This window comes from Alteromonas sp., from assembly GCF_984505615.1.
Window position 1 is genome coordinate 71,117 of the sequence record NZ_CFHOXV010000006.1, and the last position, 15,546, is coordinate 86,662.

Genomic DNA, 15,546 nt, shown 5'->3' on the forward strand with positions numbered 1-15,546 from the left:
CAGTTTAAAGACAAGGGATTCATAAATATGTCATTGAAATGTCATATAAAAAACTGTCCCCGATCACGTAATATGCCCGTCTTTAACGTGACCCGTTTTATCTGAACTTTACTGAGAACCGAGTAACTATGGCACTGGCCAAAACCACTGACAGCACTGAACCTGCGCATCTGCAGGCTGCGAATATGAACATGCCTGAGCATTGTGCAAAGCAGAATCGTGTTCTGCTGCAATGCCTGATGGCAAATCAGGACGCTGTGAAAAACTATCTGATAAAAGCGGTAGGGCAACGTGCTGACGCAGAAGATCTGTTTCAGAAATTACTGGTGAAGGCTATGAATACAAGCTTTCATGAACATCTGGATAACCCGCTGGCCTATGGCTATCGCATGGCGCAGCATCTGGTTATCGATCATCACCGGGAGCAACAACGTGCTCCGGCAGAGCTTGAGCATGAGCCGCAATGCGAAGCAGTGTCACTGGAAACCATGCTGGATAATCAGCAGCGTGTAGCGTTATACAAGCAGGTATTAAGTGAAATGTCGCCGCTGCGCCGGGATATTTTTATCCGTCGCAGACTGCATAATGAAAGCAGACAAGATATCGCAACCACCCTGGGACTCAATGAAGAAACGGTGAAGAAACACATTACCCGTGCAATGGATGCATTGAAAATTGCCATAGAGGCGCGTTTTTCTGATAAGCCCCGTCCCCGTTCCGGCATTTGAGTCGTCGTTACAGTACGACAGCAGGTTAAATTACTATGACAGAAATAAATAAAAACCATGACGCCGGAAACGATGAGATTAAACAGGCTATCTGGGACGATCCCGCCTTACTGGAGGCGCTGGCTGAACATGAGTCTCACACGACGTCGCGCAATGCATCAAGATGGGCGTGGTTGGGCGGAATGGCAGCATGCTTTTGTGCGGGCGTTATTGGCTGGTACGTTATTCAGGAACAATCATTCCCTGATGAGATGCCGGTGAAAGTGGCTTATGCGTCACCGCAGACATTCAGCAGCGTTGATGCACAAGATGTAAAACTGTCTGACGGCTCTGAAGTGGCCATGAACCGCGGGGCCAGTTTGCACTTTTCGGAGTCGGTCAGAAACCGGCAGGCAAAGTTAACCAAAGGTGAGGCGTACTTTGAAGTAGCCAGAGACGAAGCCAGACCATTTACTATAGAAACAGGTAACGCCAATATTCAGGTCTTAGGTACGGCGTTTAATGTGGATAAATCACTCTCGCAAACTCAAATTGACGTTTTTCACGGTAAAGTCGCTGTGTCTATGCCAGACGGCAGTGACCGTGTGGAACTGGTAAAAGGACAGCGAGCCAGCGTGACGGCCCGGGGCATTACCGTGTCAGCCTTTACGGCAACAGAACCTGACTGGCAGGCAGGCTGGATTGACCTGAACAATGTGTCGTTAAATGATGCACTTTATCAACTGAACCGCTATAGCAACAAACCCGTTGTTTTGCAGCACGTTGATGATAATGCCGCACATATCAGTGGCCGCTTTAAAGCCGCTGACATTGCCGGTTCCGCCAGGTTGTTAGCACAAATGAACGGTCTGGCGATGCATGAATACGAGGACAGTATTGTGCTGGCGAAGCCGGAAAACGGCAAATAGCCGCAATTTAGCGTATTCAGTACGGTTGATGGCAGCAGCTCCGGCTGTTGTCATAAATCTTTCATTTAATCACTTCACACTGTTTTGGATTAATAAGCTAAGCATTAAGAGTGATTCGGATTCATGTGGGTAAGGGCAGGACTGACAGCAATATCGATGGCCTTGCTGCCCCGTTTATTGTTTGCCGCCGGTTCAGTTACTGACTTTCCCGCTCCGTCACCAACCCTCACTAGCCCGGTCAGTCTGCCAGCCAGACTTACCGCACTGTCTGAGCAGTTTTCTGTTCCTGTCATTTACTCTGCTAATACCGTAAGTAACAGCGCTTTCAATGCGCTTTCAGACAGCGAGTTTCAGCGCTGTTACGACACGTCGCAGCTTTTACAGATACAGCTTTCTGCCTGCCTGCATCCGCTTGGCCTCGTATGGCAAAATACTGAGTCAGGCATCATCATCAAGCCCGCTGAGACACCTGCAAACCGCAATGCGCAGTCAGGTGAAAACAGCATTGCCCTGGAAGAGGTGATGGTGACCGGGCACATGTCGACGACCTCGCCTGAGGCTTACAATCAGCATTATGACAATGCCACCCGGTATGCCAGACAAATCAAGTCTGAGGCGGTAGGCGAGAAGGCGGTACTGGTCGGGGCTATGCTAAACCGCCTGCCAGCAGGAAATTTAGCCGAGGCGCTGCAGGCCTTGCCCGGACTGAGTATCACCCGTGATCGCGGTGAAGCACTTAACATCAATGCGATGGGCTTAAGTGCGGAATATCAGATGACACTGCTTAACGGGCACCGTCTGGCGAATACAGAAAATATCCGCAATTCCAACCAATACGGTCAGCAATATCGTTTTGATACGTTGAGCGCCGGATTATTTAATCAGGTGACCATGTTTAAAACTGCCGCTACCGCTCAGCCCGCCGGTGCGGCTGGTGCAACGGTGGATTTATTGAGTGATGATCCCCTGGATTATAAATTTAACAGTGCGCAGGTCCGCCTTACCGCGGCATCACCGGAGGCCGGTATTAATTACCAGCCCGGGTTTGCCGCAATCGGTAATCTACGTAACCACAGCGGCACGCTGGGTGCGGTATTCCGGATGAATTACGAGAACCGTTTGCAGCGTCAGTATCAATTTGAAACCTGGCACTGGGGCGAAAATGGTGGCGCACCGGAACAGTTTCAGTGGCAGGGTATGGCAGACAATACACTGGTCCCCACAGACGGTCTGGCACTGACTATCGAAAACGAAGACCGTACCCGGGCAACTTACTACGCCAACGTGGTCTGGCAGCCTGTGGACGCATTGCGAACATCATTTTTGTGGCTGCGCTCCGATACCGGTTTTTCCTTCGATGAACACCGGCTGTCGGTGAGCCCGGTGAATGAGCAGGCAACTGCCGTGAAAGGACAGAACAACAGCATTTCTGCTCTTCATTTCAGTCGCGCAGAGATGAAATCTACCCGCGAGGAGTCAACACTCGACTATGCCACAGATACCTTTCAGGCGTCGGCAGAATGGAAAAGTGACAGGCTGCCCCTTACCGTTACGCCATTTTACAGCCAGAGCAGAGCGGACAGTGTGACCCGGGACCCCATTTCACGGGTGCATGTTGCAATGCAGCCTGCCGGGGTGGATGTGGATGTGTCAAATCATCAGCTCAATCAATTTGTTGATGATGGAAACACCGGCCTTGTCAGCAGCTATTCCCACATCACTCAAATGAGTAAGCGACGGATCAGTGTTGAGAATTCTGCGACCGAGTGGGGCGGCGACGTAGCGTTTACGCCGCCGGGTGAGGCCCCTTTGTCAAATATAGAAGCCGGGTGCCTGCATGCCACACAGGCACATCATTACACACGCCGGGACATTCAGTTAAGTGAGTCCGCGCTGGCAGCATTGCCGGATTTAGATGGCAGATGGCTGATGCCACTCCCCAACGGATTTGAAGCGGACTTCTTTACTTACGGGCAGGCCGGGTGGCTGATCCCAAAAAGCGATTTATTTCAGTTGTACGATATCGCGTTATCGTTTCCTGCTGATGGTCAGGCATCAGTGAATGATTTGCTGAACAGCTATGCGGTTACGTTTAGCGCCATGGAAGCGTATGTATCGGCTGTCTGGCAGCCGTTCGGGGCCAAAAATAACGGGCCGAATCTCATGATTGAAAGCGGCATGCGGTACACTCACACTGAAAGTGAGACGACCGGGTCCGGGTTCAACAGCGGGGGAAGTGTTATCGCACAGCATTTTGCCCGTACCGACAGCGCCTGGTTGCCCTCTGTTGCCGTGAAGTGGCAATTTACGCCGTTCTGGCAATGGCGTGCAGGATACACCCGCTCACTCAACAGACCGAACTATTCAGATTTAAACCCGAAAATCCATGTAAACTCAGGCGGGTTGCCTTATGCCGAAGCAGGAAACCCTCTGCTTAAACCTGTTGTGGCAGATACGTTCACCACATCTGTGAACGTAAACAGTGAAAGCATCGATGCTGAGTTGCTGGCATTCTCCCACCACCTCACTGATTACATATCGGAGCAAGCGCTTACTCTTGATTACCGGGGCACAGAATATGAAACTCTGCAGCGAACCAATAACAGTGAAGGGCGGATAACCGGTGTACAGGCGGGGGCTGAAATTGCTTTCGGACAACCGGGCATTCAGCATCTCCGTCACCGTTTGTCTGCCACGATAACCCGTGTCACCAAAGCGCAAATATCATCACAATCTGAGGGAGATCCCACCGCACACTGGCGTGCAGAAGGTGTCTCTGACTGGACGGGAAATATACGACTGTTATCCGGCTGGCAAGCGTGGCAGGCTGCAATCAACATTAACTACCGCAGCCGCTTCGCCGAGCAGCGGGATTTAACCAATAATGCAGATGTTTATGTGGAAGATTATACCGGCGTGGATCTCAGTCTGAACTGGTTATTTTCGGCCAATGCGACATTGCGTATGGACATTTACAATGCCACCAACGAAACGGTAAAGCGGACTGTTGATACCGGAGAGGCATCGGCGTTGATGAAGATCGGAGAATCAGGCCGCAGGTTCGTGGTGAGCCTGGGCCTGATGTTTTAAGCGTGATGTATCTGATTACCGGCCGTACTGCTTGTCGAGAATATCTGTTAATTCGTGCAGATCGTTAACCACATAATCGGGCTTCTGAGCCAGAGGATACATGGCTTTACCCGGCCGGGTTACAAAGGCGGCCTGCATACCTGCAGCTTTCGCTCCGGCAATATCCCAGCCGTGAGCCGCTACCATCAGGGCATCTTCCGGTTTAACACCCAGTTGCTTCAGTGCCCAGGCATAGGCGCGGAGATCAGGCTTGTAAATCTGAATATCTTCAATGCTGTAACGGGCATCAAAAAAGTCTGTCAGGCCGGCATTTTCAAACTGGGTTTTCACACCGTAGTTGGACGAGTTGGTTAGACTGACAATCTTATAGCCCCGTGCTTTTAAATCCGTCAGCCCTGATTTTACGTCCGGGTGCGGTGGCAAACTGAGCAGTGGCGTCACAATGCTTGTTTTGGCTTCTTCTTCCGTGATGTCTATGCCATTGGTTTCTGCCACCATCATTAATGCTGCCACGCCAATTTTCCCGAAGTCCTGATATTCCCCTGACACGGTTGATACCAGTGAGTGGTGCAACATGGTTGAGAACCACAAGGGAAGCAATGATTGCTGACCATTGAGGGCTTCGCCTACTGATTCACGCATTGCTTCCATATCCAGAAGGGTTTCGTTAACGTCAAAAATGATCACTTTGGGTTGTGATGGCATGGTGTCAGCCTCCGCATTGTTCATAATCGTTACCAGCAAGGCGACGGCAATAAAAAGAATATGTCTCAATGTAAGTTGTTCCTACGATGGTGGTGTACATAACGATTTTATTGTTTTAATTTCTTAAAGGAAGTCCTGTAAATCGAAACCTGTGTTTAAGATATTTAAAGTATGTATAGCCTGAATGAACTTGAAACCTTCATCGCCATTGTGGAAAACAAGGGGATACACGCTGCTGCGTCTGTACAGCAAGTGTCACCTGCCACGGTGAGCCTGCGGTTAAGTAAACTTGAAAAGGCACTGTCCACGGTGCTGGTCTTTCGGGACAGCAGAAAGTTTGGTTTGTCGCCGGCAGGTGAGGTGTTTTACCAACGGGTGGGAGACATTCTGGAAGCATTGCGGGATGCGGAATATCAGATTGGTGCCAGGGGGTCGTCTGTCAGTGGCATTCTGCGGGTTACCATGCCGCCCTGGGTATTTTCAAAATTTGTGATGCCAAAACTTATGGAATTTGAGCAGTCGTATCCGGATCTTAAGCTGGATTTTCTGATCAACGACCAGTTCGTCAATGTGGTTGAAGATAAGCAGGATGTTGCCATCAGGGTAGGCAAACTGGCTGACTCGGGCTTATTAGCGAGGAAACTGGCAAATAATTCCCGTTTGTTGTGCGCTGCACCTGAATATCTGGCCCGGGCCGGCCATCCCCGCAGTATTGATGATTTGGCAGCGCATCGCTGGGTTGTACTTCCCTGGCAGCGCCAGTTGAAAATACAGGAAGGAGAACACAGCCGGACGCTGAATGTGAACGCGCGGTTTACCGTGTCTAATTCCGACAATATGACGCAGGCCGTGCTGGCCGGCCACGGTTTGGGGATCAAGTCTTATATTGCGGTTAAAGATGAATTAGCCCGCGGGCAGCTGGTGGAAGTATTACCGGAAGCACTGGCAGATAATGATGCGCCGGTATGGTTTCTCAAGCCGCAGAACAGCTTAACCACACGCAAAACCGAAGCCTTTTATGATTTTATGAAAGGGCTGTTTGCCTGATAGCGCAGCCTTTTCAACAACTTTGGGTATATACTGTTAACGGATATACAAAACAGCGGATTGTCTGATGACAAAACAACAATATGATTATCTGATCGTCGGTGCGGGCCTGTTCGGTGCTGTGTTTGCCAGAGAAGCGCGCCTTGCCGGAAAGTCCGTTCTGATCATTGATAAGCGTGATCATAAAGGCGGTAATATTTATTGTGAAAACGTGGCAGGCATCAATGTGCACAAGTACGGCGCACATATCTTTCACACCAGTAATCAGCGGGTATGGGATTATGTGAATCAGTTTGTCAGTTTCAACCGCTATGTAAATTCTCCTGTCGCCAATTACCGAAACAAGCTTTATAACCTGCCATTTAATATGAATACCTTTTACCAGTTGTGGGGGGTCACTACCCCTGCAGAGGCAAAGGCAAAAATTGAAGAGCAACGTGCCCCTTACCGTCAAACTGAGCCCCAAAATCTGGAAGAGCAGGCGTTATATCTCGGTGGCAAAGATTTGTACGAAACACTCATTAAAGGCTATACGGAAAAGCAATGGGGGCGACCGGCGACGCAGATCCCGTCCTTTATCATTAAACGTTTGCCATTCCGGTTTACTTTCGACAATAACTACTTTGACGATCTTTATCAGGGGATCCCTCATGGCGGCTACAACGCGCTGATTGACGGGCTGCTCGAAGGCATAGAAGTGAGAACCGGTGTGAACTTCTTTGAAAATCGTGAGGCGTGGGAAGCGCTGGCCGGTAAAGTGCTCTACACCGGTAAAATTGATGAGTTCTTTGGTAAGTGCTTAGGGGAGCTGGAATACCGCAGCCTGCATTTTGAAACCGAAGTACTGGACTGCGAGAATTATCAGGGTAACGCGGTAATAAACTACACCGAAGCAGAAGTGCCCTGGACGCGCATTATAGAGCACAAACATTTTGAATTCGGTAAACAGGAAAAAACCGTGATAACGCGGGAGTTTCCACATGAATTCAGCAAAGATAACGAACCTTACTACCCCATCAACGATGCCAGAAATAACGCCATGCTGGCAGAATACAAAGCGCTGGCGGCAAAGCCTGAAAATGCAGCTAAGTACCTCTTCGGCGGGCGACTGGCAGACTACAGATACTACGATATGGATGATACCGTAGAAGCCGCGCTGGCGCTGACTGACCAGGTGTTCGACGGGTAGAAAATAGTTGCCGCAAAAGGCGTAACTGCCCCGGAGCCGGAAACAAAAAAGCGGGCCCGGGGCCCGCAGTAACAGAGGAATGAAATTATTGTTCAATCCGTGATGAATAATGCACTTAATGCTAGTGGAAGAAGTACCACATAATGCTGTGCTCCGAGCCCATGCTCCACAGAGCAACGGCCACTATCATTAAGGCTTCCAGCACCAGCACACCCATGCAGAGCGTCGACGTGGAAAGGATAAAGCCCTCTTTATGGCTGATACCCAGGAAGCTTGGCGTACCCGCATAAAGCAGATAAGCCGTGTACACCAGGCCCGCTGCCACTGCCGTTACGCAAAGCCAGAACACTGGGTAAATAGCAAACACGCCGCTCATGAATAACGGGGTTGCTGTGTAGCCGGCAAATACGATGCATTCTGCCCGTGACGGGCGTTCAGGGAATCGTCTTGCCATCCAGTGAATAATACTGCCAACCGCAGCTACGGCTAATAAAATTAATGCATAGAATGCGGCGCCCAGCACCAGTCCGCTGGCGACAGAAACCTGAAAGACTTCCTCACCGCCAAAAGTCCAGCCAAACTGTGTGGTGCCGATGAAGGAACAAACCACGGGGATAAGCGCGTACCAAAGTACATGGTGGGTATATAAATGGCTGACCGTTTCATGTTCTTCATTAATGGAACGCCATTCTTTATCGGGATGATGGATCAGTCCCCATATGTGATTGCTCATAGTCAACACTCCTGCTGGTCAAAGAACGTACACTCTTAGTATTAACATAAAATAAACATATGGCTATAGTTTTTAACATTTTATCGGAGAAGGTTTTTGTTCGCTTTGGTTATAAAGAAGGCTGACGGGCGGCGTTTTCAGAACAAAAGTGATAAAAAAAGCCGTATCACCTTACGCTGATACGGCCTTCTGACATTTATTTAATGCTAAATAAGGATGTCAGTCCTCTACGAAGCCTTCATTCGCATGCACCGTCAGCGGGTGATAGCCGGGTTTTGCTTCTTCAAATGCCTTTTTCGCAAACGCTTTCCCTTCCGGTGTTTGCGACAGCGCCCGGTAGAGCGGTTTCACCAGCTTATTGCGGCCTATTTCAACCAGGTAATCATGCAAACGGGGCCAGGCCGGCTTGTATTCATTCTGTACGGCAATCATCAGCCAGCTGTGCGCAATTTCGTTATTATGGCTGTTGGTAAGATCAAAGGCAGAATCCAGATCTTTTAACTGCGCAGCAGACAGTGAAGAAGGCATGTTATTCAGGAAATACAGCCATTCGTGGGTTGTCCAGTTTGCTGTTTTGATGTCTGCAGCAGGCTTATCGCCATTTAACCAGGCAGTGCGCTGACTGTCCACCTTATCAAAGGCATCTGACGCCGGTACAGGTGCACCATCAGGAATGCCGGGCGTAAATACCCATTCTTCAATACGTTGCTTGTCGAGCTTGTCCGGATATTGTTTCAGCAGGGTGTCTTCCAGATACGCCATGAAGGTGTCTGTGGTGATACTTTGGAAAGCAAAATGCTTAAAGTATTGCATCAGGAAAGCGTCGAAGTTTTCACGGCCCACCTTTTGTTCCAGTTCACGGAGAAACAGCGCACCTTTTTCGTAAGGGATATCTGAAAACACATCGTCAGGGTTGCGCCCGCGTAAATCTACGGCAAGTATTTCATCATTGGCCGGCAGCGCAGCGATATCTGCTTCAAGGCTCTGATAGCCCAGTACCGCTTCCATGTTAAAGCGGTCTGTGCCGTACAACATTTCCATAATGCGGTAAGTCAGATAGGTGGTAAAACCTTCATTCAGCCACAAATCCCGCCAGGTAGCGTTGGTCACAGTATTACCCGACCAGCTGTGCGCCAGCTCATGGGCAATCAGGGAAACCAGACTTTTGTCGCCGGCAATCACCGTAGGGGTGATGAATGACAGACGGGGGTTTTCCATACCACCAAAAGGAAAGGAGGGTGGCAGGATCAGCAGGTCATAACGGTCCCAGCTGTAGGGGCCGTAGGTTTTTTCTGTCAGCTCCAGCATGCTTTCCGTGTCTTCAAACTCGGCGGCGGCTGCATCGAGAATTTCAGGCTCGGCGTACACGCCCTTACGTTCACCCATAGGCTTGAACTCAAGATGACCTATGGCCAGGGCAATCAGGTAAGAAGGTACAGGCTGAGGCATGGTAAAGCTGTAATCGCCGTCACGGGGCGTATCGGGGTCATTCGACGCACTCATGACTGCCAGCAAATCTGCCGGAGTATGAATACGGGCGTCGTAAGTGACTCTGACCTGAGGTGAATCCTGCAGCGGAATGAAACTGCGCGCATGAATGGCCTGAGCCTGAGTGAACAGGAACGGATGTTCTTTGCCCTGAGTCTGTGCCGGAGTAAGCCACTGCACGCCGGATGCTTCCGGTGAAGTCACATAGTCGATAGTGACAGCACTGGCCGATGCAGGTAAGGCTATCGACAGGGGAGAACCCAGATTTTCGTCCTCTTCACCCAGGGTAAATTCAACGGCTTTACCATTTGCGGTTACCTGTTTGATATCCAGTGCGCGGGTATCAACGATTAACGTGTCCGCAGCCGGTTGAATACGGTCGAAGTCCAGCGTTACTGTACCAGTGAGTTCACGGTTGTCGAAGTCTGCGGTTAAATCCAGATCCAAATGTGTTACCCGCACTGCGTCAGGGTTCGAAAATGAATGATAATCCGTACCTGATGCCATCGTGGATTGGTGCTCAGTGTGTTGTGCACTGGCTGGTTTTGATTCTGTCGTTGTGGTGTTGTCTGCCGGCTGGGAGCAAGCAAATAACAGCGGTGCTGATGCCAGCACCCATGAGAGTTTATTCATTGCTTTCCTTTACTCTTCAAATTAGTCTTGTGACTGCAAAAAGACGTTGTCTGATGCAGTGTTGTGATCACAATAACAGGCAGTGGTCGTATGGAAAACCTAAACGCCGTAAACCGTGTAAAGCAGTCGTTCAAACACTGATACAGGGAATACGCGCAAATGCCGTGAACCGTGCGGTATTTAATCTCATTTATGCAGGGAGAAGTAATGAAGAAAGTTCTGGTTATTTTATTGCTGGTTATTGTGGTGATTGCCGGCGGTGTGGTTTATCTGGCCAGTGGTGCCAATGACTTTATCCGCGAACAAATTGAAACACAGGGCACAAAATATCTGGCTACGCCGGTTACCGTGTCGGCTGTGGATTTGTCTTTCAGTGACGGGCGTCTGACTATCACTGACATTGATGTAGAAAATCCTGACGGATTCAGTGAAGAAGATGCATTCAGCCTTGACGGTGTGACATTAGATCTCGCCGGTGCTACCGAAGAGCCTTACCGCATCCAGGAAGTGACTGTAGACGGTCCGGAAATCCTGTACGAAGTAGATGCATCAGGTCAGGGCAACCTGATGGTTATCAAAAAGAATCTGATGGCTAACCTGCCTCAGGGCGACAGCCAGCCTGCAGAGCCATCCTCCGCTCCGGCGCCAAAACTGATTGTGGATGCGGTAACGGTGAGTAACGCGAAGCTGAAACTGAATTTTGAAAACCTTGAAACCGGTGATTTCAAAATTGATAAGAAAGCGTATGAAGTCACTCTGCCAACGTTCAGTGCCGGTGCCATTGGTCAGCCTGACGGTTTACCTGCTGATCAGGTCGGTGCGGCTATCGTAAATCAGATGCTGGATAACGCCATCAAGCAGGCAAAAGCCGAAGCGAAAAAAGTGCTGGCAGAAAAAGCCAAAGAGAAAGTGCAGGAAAAAATCGATGAAGAAAAAGAGAAGTTAATGGAGAAAGGCAAAGACAAGCTGAAAGATCTGTTTAACTAATCATCGCTGAATATCATCGCAAATACCGGCGGTACGACTTTACTTTACGGGTCGTCAGCCGGTATTTTTGTTTTTCTGGCTGTACAAAAAAGGAAAAACAATCAATGAGTATGGCGGATGTCTCTACCCATACCGCAGCGGAAGATGCGCGTAATGATGATATTCTCATTTATGTAAACGGTGACATTGTTCACCGCGACGAAGCCAAAGTGTCGGTATACGACAGTGGCTTTATGTTAGGTGACGGCATCTGGGAAGGCTTGCGGTTATACGACGGCAAATGGGCTTTTCTGGATGAGCATATGGACCGGCTTTTTGAAGCTGCAAAAGTGGTCGATATGGATTTAGGCATGACCAGGGCGCAGGTTACAGAGGCGCTGGAAGCCACCCGTAAAGCCAACAACATGCATACCGATGTACATGCACGGCTGATGTTCACCCGGGGCAAAAAGAAAAAGCCGTTTCAGCATCCGGCGCTTTCTGTGCACGGTCCTACGCTGGTTATTATATGTGAGCACTCCAAAGCGTCCATTGCGCGGCCTATCAAGCTGGCTACTGTGCCGCATATTCGTGGCCTGCCTATGACGCAGGATCCCAAACTCAACTCGCATTCCAAGCTCAATTGCATACTGGCCTGTATTGCCGCAGAAAAGGCCGGTGCCGATGAAGCACTGATGCTGGATGTAAACGGGTTTGTAAACACCACCAACGCCTGTAATTTCTTTATTGTACGAAAAGGCGAGGTCTGGACCTCAACAGGTGATTACTGCATGAACGGTATCACCCGGCAGAAAGTGATAGACGTGTGTGAGCGGATTGGCCTGAAGGTGCATCAGCGCAATTATTCGCTGGTTGAAACCTATGGTGCTGACGAGGCCTTCCTTACCGGCACGTTTGGTGCGCAGACGCCGGTATCCCACATTGATGGCAGAGCAATTGGCGACGTGCACCCGGGACCGGTCACGCAGCAGATAAGAGAGGCATATTATCAACTGGTTAAGGAGTCTCACTGATGCGTATTGCTATGTGGTCCGGCCCCAGAAACTTATCGACAGCAATGATGTATGCGTTTTCCGCCCGCAGTGACTGCGCGGTAATTGACGAGCCCTTTTACGCGGCGTATCTGAAGGAAAGCGGGGAAGTGCACCCGATGCAGGAAGCGATACTGGCATCGCAACCACAGCGTGCTTCTGAGGTTATTGCGCAATGCCTGGGTCCGATCCCTGACGGTAAAGATATTTTCTATCAGAAGCACATGTCACATCACATGTTACCCGCATTTCCGCTGGCCTGGACAGACGATGTGATTAACGTGTTTCTGTTGCGTCATCCGGCCAGGGTGATTGCCAGTTACAATGAAAAGCGGGAGAAACCGGTACTGGATGATATCGGCATCCGTCAGCAAGCTGAGTTATTTAACCGCCAGATGACGCTGAACGGCGAGCCGCCGGTGGTAATTGACAGTGACGATTTGCTGACCAACCCCGCAACGGGGCTGCAGGCGCTGTGTGAAGCCATTGGTATACCTTACGATGCGGGCATGCTCAGCTGGCCGGCTGGTGGCAACAAAGCTGACGGCGTCTGGGCAGAGCACTGGTACAATGCGGTGTGGGCAAGTACCGGGCTTAAAGCCACGGCACGGAAACCCGTGCCGGTACTTTCGGAGGCATTACAGGAAGTTTGTGAGCAAGCACTTCCTTACTACTACCAACTTGAGAAATATAAGCTGACGTTTTAGTTTTCCTGCTCTGACTGTTGCGGCTCCGGCGTGTCTGTATCCGGCACGCTTATCCCCAATTTTTGCTCTGCCAGACGGATGAGCTTCTCATCCGGTGGCGGTGGCGTGATGTCGGTGCCTTTTCGCAATGCCTTCACAACTTTCTTTAAGACTTCCACCCGTGCATACCATTTGTGTTCTGCCTGTATCAGATGCCAGGGAGCCGGGCGGGTATCCGTCTCATCAAACATGTCTTCGGTAGCTGATGCGTAATCAGACCACTTACTGCGGTTGCGGATATCTTCTTCTGTAAGCTTCCAGCGTTTGTAGGGATTGTGCAGCCGCTCTTCGAACCGGCGTAGCTGCTCGTCGGGCGAGATGTGTAAAAACAGCTTAATGATGCGGACGCCATCATCAGACAACATCCGTTCAAACTCATTGATTTCCCGGTAGGCACGTTGCCAGGCATCATCCGGTGTCAGTTGTTCCACTCTTTCCACCAGTACCCGGCCATACCAGGAACGGTCGAAAATGGCGATACGGCCGGGCTTGGGTAACCTTGTCTGAAACCGGTATAAATAGTGCCTTCCCTGTTCTTCAGCGGTGGGCGCTGCAATGGGGTGCACGGCAAACCCTCTGGGGTCCAGATGGCCGGTCAGACGCCTGATGGCGCCGCCTTTACCGGATGCATCCCAGCCCTCGAAAACCACAATTGCCCGTTTTTTCTGGTGATAAATGGCCTGCTGAACATGCAGCAGTTTTTTCTGCCACTTTTTCAGTTCTTCCCGGTAGTGCTGCTTTGAACCAATCAGTGGCGCATCTTCACCGTGAGGTAAACGCAGGGTTCTGTGTCTTAATTCAATCTCAGAGACGGTTTTATTCATAAATGGTATTGGCTTAGTACAGAATGACCATTGCATTAATCCTACCCTGCGTTAGCATGTTGAACAAATTATGGACAGGGAGGCTGTAATGAACGCGCAAACTACACCGGCTAAGTCTGTGAAGGACATATTGTCGGCCTATTCAATCCCGGCTGAGTTGAAAAGCAAAGTCTGGTCAGATGTATATTTCGAAAAAGACGGTGAAAAGTACTATTTCGTCGACCTTGTGATGGAAGGCGGCGGCATGCTCGGGCTTGGTCTCGTGGGTTATACCTACGTGCTTGAACAGTGCAATATCCGTTTTCGTAAAATAGCCGGCACGTCTGCCGGTGCAATCAATGCGATAGGGCTGAGTGCAGCCGGTACACCGGATCAGCCTAAAACCATGGCGATTGCAGATGTGCTGGATGAAGTGGCATTTTTCAGTTTTGTCGACGGACCTAAAGCCGTCAGGGATGTGGTGCAGAATCCCGGTGGCGGTAACATGTTCAGCAAAGGCTGGCGATGGATGAAGGGTGTGATTTCCGGTTACAAACGATTGAAAGCAAAGCGGGGGTTAAACCCCGGTCAAACCTTTTACGACTGGATGGAACGAAAAGTGTTGAAGCCCTTCGGTGCGGCACATCTCACCGGTCTGGCATCAAAATGGACGCTGCCGGAAACGGTTACCCTGAACCATCCGCCACGGTTCACATATGATAAATCCGCCCCGTTCGGCGGACTGGCAGTAAAAGCCAGTTGTATGGCCGTGGGTGTTGAGGTGACCTTTCCTAAAGACGCCGATTTATTCTACCGCCCGGAAAACGATGCGCCCGTTGCAGATTTTGCCCGTGCCAGCATGTCTATTCCCATCTTTTTTGATCCCTTCACGCTGACTGACATCCCCCCTTACAGTGATGTGAAAGACCGGCTTCAACGGGATTTTTCGGTGACGCTGAAAGACCCTCAGAAGTATGGCGAGTCGGTCTCCTTCGTTGACGGCGGCCTGTTATCAAATTTTCCCTTTGACGAATTTCACGCGAAACCCAGCAAAGTCCCTTCAATGCCCACGTTTGGTGCCAAGCTGGGCTTTGATGTAGACCGTTTCGATAATTCATCACTGCTGAACTTTATCTCCAATGTGGTGGATATTGCCAAAGGCAACACTGATAAAGAATACCGCCATGAGCATTTTGAAGACTACAACCGGGTGGTGAAGGAAATTGATACAACAGACATTGGCTGGCTTGACTTTGATATGTCTCCGGAAGACAAAGAAAAGCTGATTGTAAATGGCTGTGATGCGGCTGTGGCGTTTCTGAAGTCATTTGACTGGGAAGAGTATCGGGCATTCCGACAGAAAAATGCGGCAGAGCTTATTGCCAGCATTACAGGAAAGCCCCCTGAAGCAGAGCCTGAAAGCCCTGAACCAGCAATTCCGGCATAAGGTGTGTACCG

Annotated in this window: 13 protein-coding genes; 9 read left to right on the plus strand and 4 right to left on the minus strand. The window is 50.1% G+C overall.

Going from position 1 to position 15,546, the window contains the following annotated elements; translation table 11 throughout:
- Positions 1-128: 128 nt before the first annotated feature.
- The 3 genes from AC4PME_RS06070 to AC4PME_RS06080 all read left to right on the plus strand — a co-directional run bounded on the left by AC4PME_RS06070 (position 129) and on the right by AC4PME_RS06080 (position 4,726).
- The gene (locus AC4PME_RS06070) at positions 129-728 is read left to right on the plus strand and encodes an RNA polymerase sigma factor (protein ID WP_119502985.1); all 600 of its coding nucleotides are present in this window, start codon (positions 129-131) and stop codon (positions 726-728) included.
- Positions 729-763: 35 nt separating this feature from the next.
- On the plus strand, positions 764-1,636 hold the full coding sequence (locus AC4PME_RS06075; protein WP_491045783.1) for a FecR family protein: 873 nt from the start codon (positions 764-766) through the stop codon (positions 1,634-1,636).
- 123 nt (positions 1,637-1,759) lie between these two features.
- The gene (locus AC4PME_RS06080) at positions 1,760-4,726 is read left to right on the plus strand and encodes a TonB-dependent receptor domain-containing protein (RefSeq protein ID WP_491045784.1); all 2,967 of its coding nucleotides are present in this window, start codon (positions 1,760-1,762) and stop codon (positions 4,724-4,726) included.
- Positions 4,727-4,741: 15 nt separating this feature from the next.
- Here the strand turns inward: AC4PME_RS06080 and AC4PME_RS06085 are convergent, their stop codons facing one another.
- On the minus strand, positions 4,742-5,455 hold the full coding sequence (locus AC4PME_RS06085; RefSeq protein ID WP_491045830.1) for a haloacid dehalogenase type II: 714 nt from the start codon (positions 5,453-5,455) through the stop codon (positions 4,742-4,744).
- A gap of 147 nt (positions 5,456-5,602) precedes the next feature.
- Here AC4PME_RS06085 and AC4PME_RS06090 point away from each other — a divergent pair, with 147 nt between their 5' ends.
- Positions 5,603-6,478, plus strand: a complete 876-nt coding sequence (locus AC4PME_RS06090; protein ID WP_119502982.1) for a LysR family transcriptional regulator — start codon at positions 5,603-5,605, stop codon at positions 6,476-6,478.
- A 67-nt stretch (positions 6,479-6,545) separates the two neighbouring features.
- Positions 6,546-7,667 (plus strand): UDP-galactopyranose mutase, encoded by a 1,122-nt coding sequence (gene glf, locus AC4PME_RS06095; RefSeq protein ID WP_491045785.1) that lies wholly within the window; start codon positions 6,546-6,548, stop codon positions 7,665-7,667.
- A 121-nt stretch (positions 7,668-7,788) separates the two neighbouring features.
- Here the strand turns inward: glf and AC4PME_RS06100 are convergent, their stop codons facing one another.
- Together AC4PME_RS06100 and AC4PME_RS06105 are read right to left on the minus strand one after the other, a co-directional pair.
- Complete coding sequence (locus AC4PME_RS06100; RefSeq protein ID WP_474841888.1) at positions 7,789-8,400, minus strand: Yip1 family protein; 612 nt, start codon at positions 8,398-8,400, stop codon at positions 7,789-7,791.
- Positions 8,401-8,619: 219 nt separating this feature from the next.
- Complete coding sequence (locus AC4PME_RS06105; RefSeq protein ID WP_491045786.1) at positions 8,620-10,521, minus strand: M1 family metallopeptidase; 1,902 nt, start codon at positions 10,519-10,521, stop codon at positions 8,620-8,622.
- A gap of 207 nt (positions 10,522-10,728) precedes the next feature.
- On the opposite strand from AC4PME_RS06105, the gene AC4PME_RS06110 reads away from it, so the two are divergent.
- From AC4PME_RS06110 to AC4PME_RS06120, 3 genes are all read left to right on the plus strand, one after another.
- Positions 10,729-11,508: an AsmA family protein gene (locus AC4PME_RS06110; RefSeq protein ID WP_303572265.1), complete on the plus strand. Its 780-nt coding sequence runs from the start codon at positions 10,729-10,731 to the stop codon at positions 11,506-11,508.
- Positions 11,509-11,612: 104 nt separating this feature from the next.
- Entirely contained in the window at positions 11,613-12,521 is a 909-nt protein-coding gene (locus AC4PME_RS06115; RefSeq protein ID WP_491045787.1) for a D-amino acid aminotransferase, read from the plus strand.
- Positions 12,521-13,246 carry a sulfotransferase-like domain-containing protein gene (locus tag AC4PME_RS06120; protein WP_119502977.1) on the plus strand — a complete coding sequence of 242 codons (726 nt, stop codon included), beginning with the start codon at positions 12,521-12,523 and terminating at the stop codon, positions 13,244-13,246. Before AC4PME_RS06115 ends, AC4PME_RS06120 begins: the two co-directional genes overlap by 1 nt.
- Here AC4PME_RS06120 and AC4PME_RS06125 read toward each other — a convergent pair.
- Positions 13,243-14,109, minus strand: coding sequence for a polyphosphate kinase 2 family protein (locus AC4PME_RS06125; RefSeq protein WP_119502976.1), 867 nt, complete (start codon positions 14,107-14,109; stop codon positions 13,243-13,245). The two genes, AC4PME_RS06120 and AC4PME_RS06125, sit on opposite strands and share 4 nt — an antisense overlap.
- Positions 14,110-14,197: 88 nt before the next feature.
- Between AC4PME_RS06125 and AC4PME_RS06130 the strand changes: the two genes are divergently transcribed.
- Positions 14,198-15,535, plus strand: a complete 1,338-nt coding sequence (locus AC4PME_RS06130; protein WP_161599190.1) for a patatin-like phospholipase family protein — start codon at positions 14,198-14,200, stop codon at positions 15,533-15,535.
- Positions 15,536-15,546: the final 11 nt, after the last annotated feature.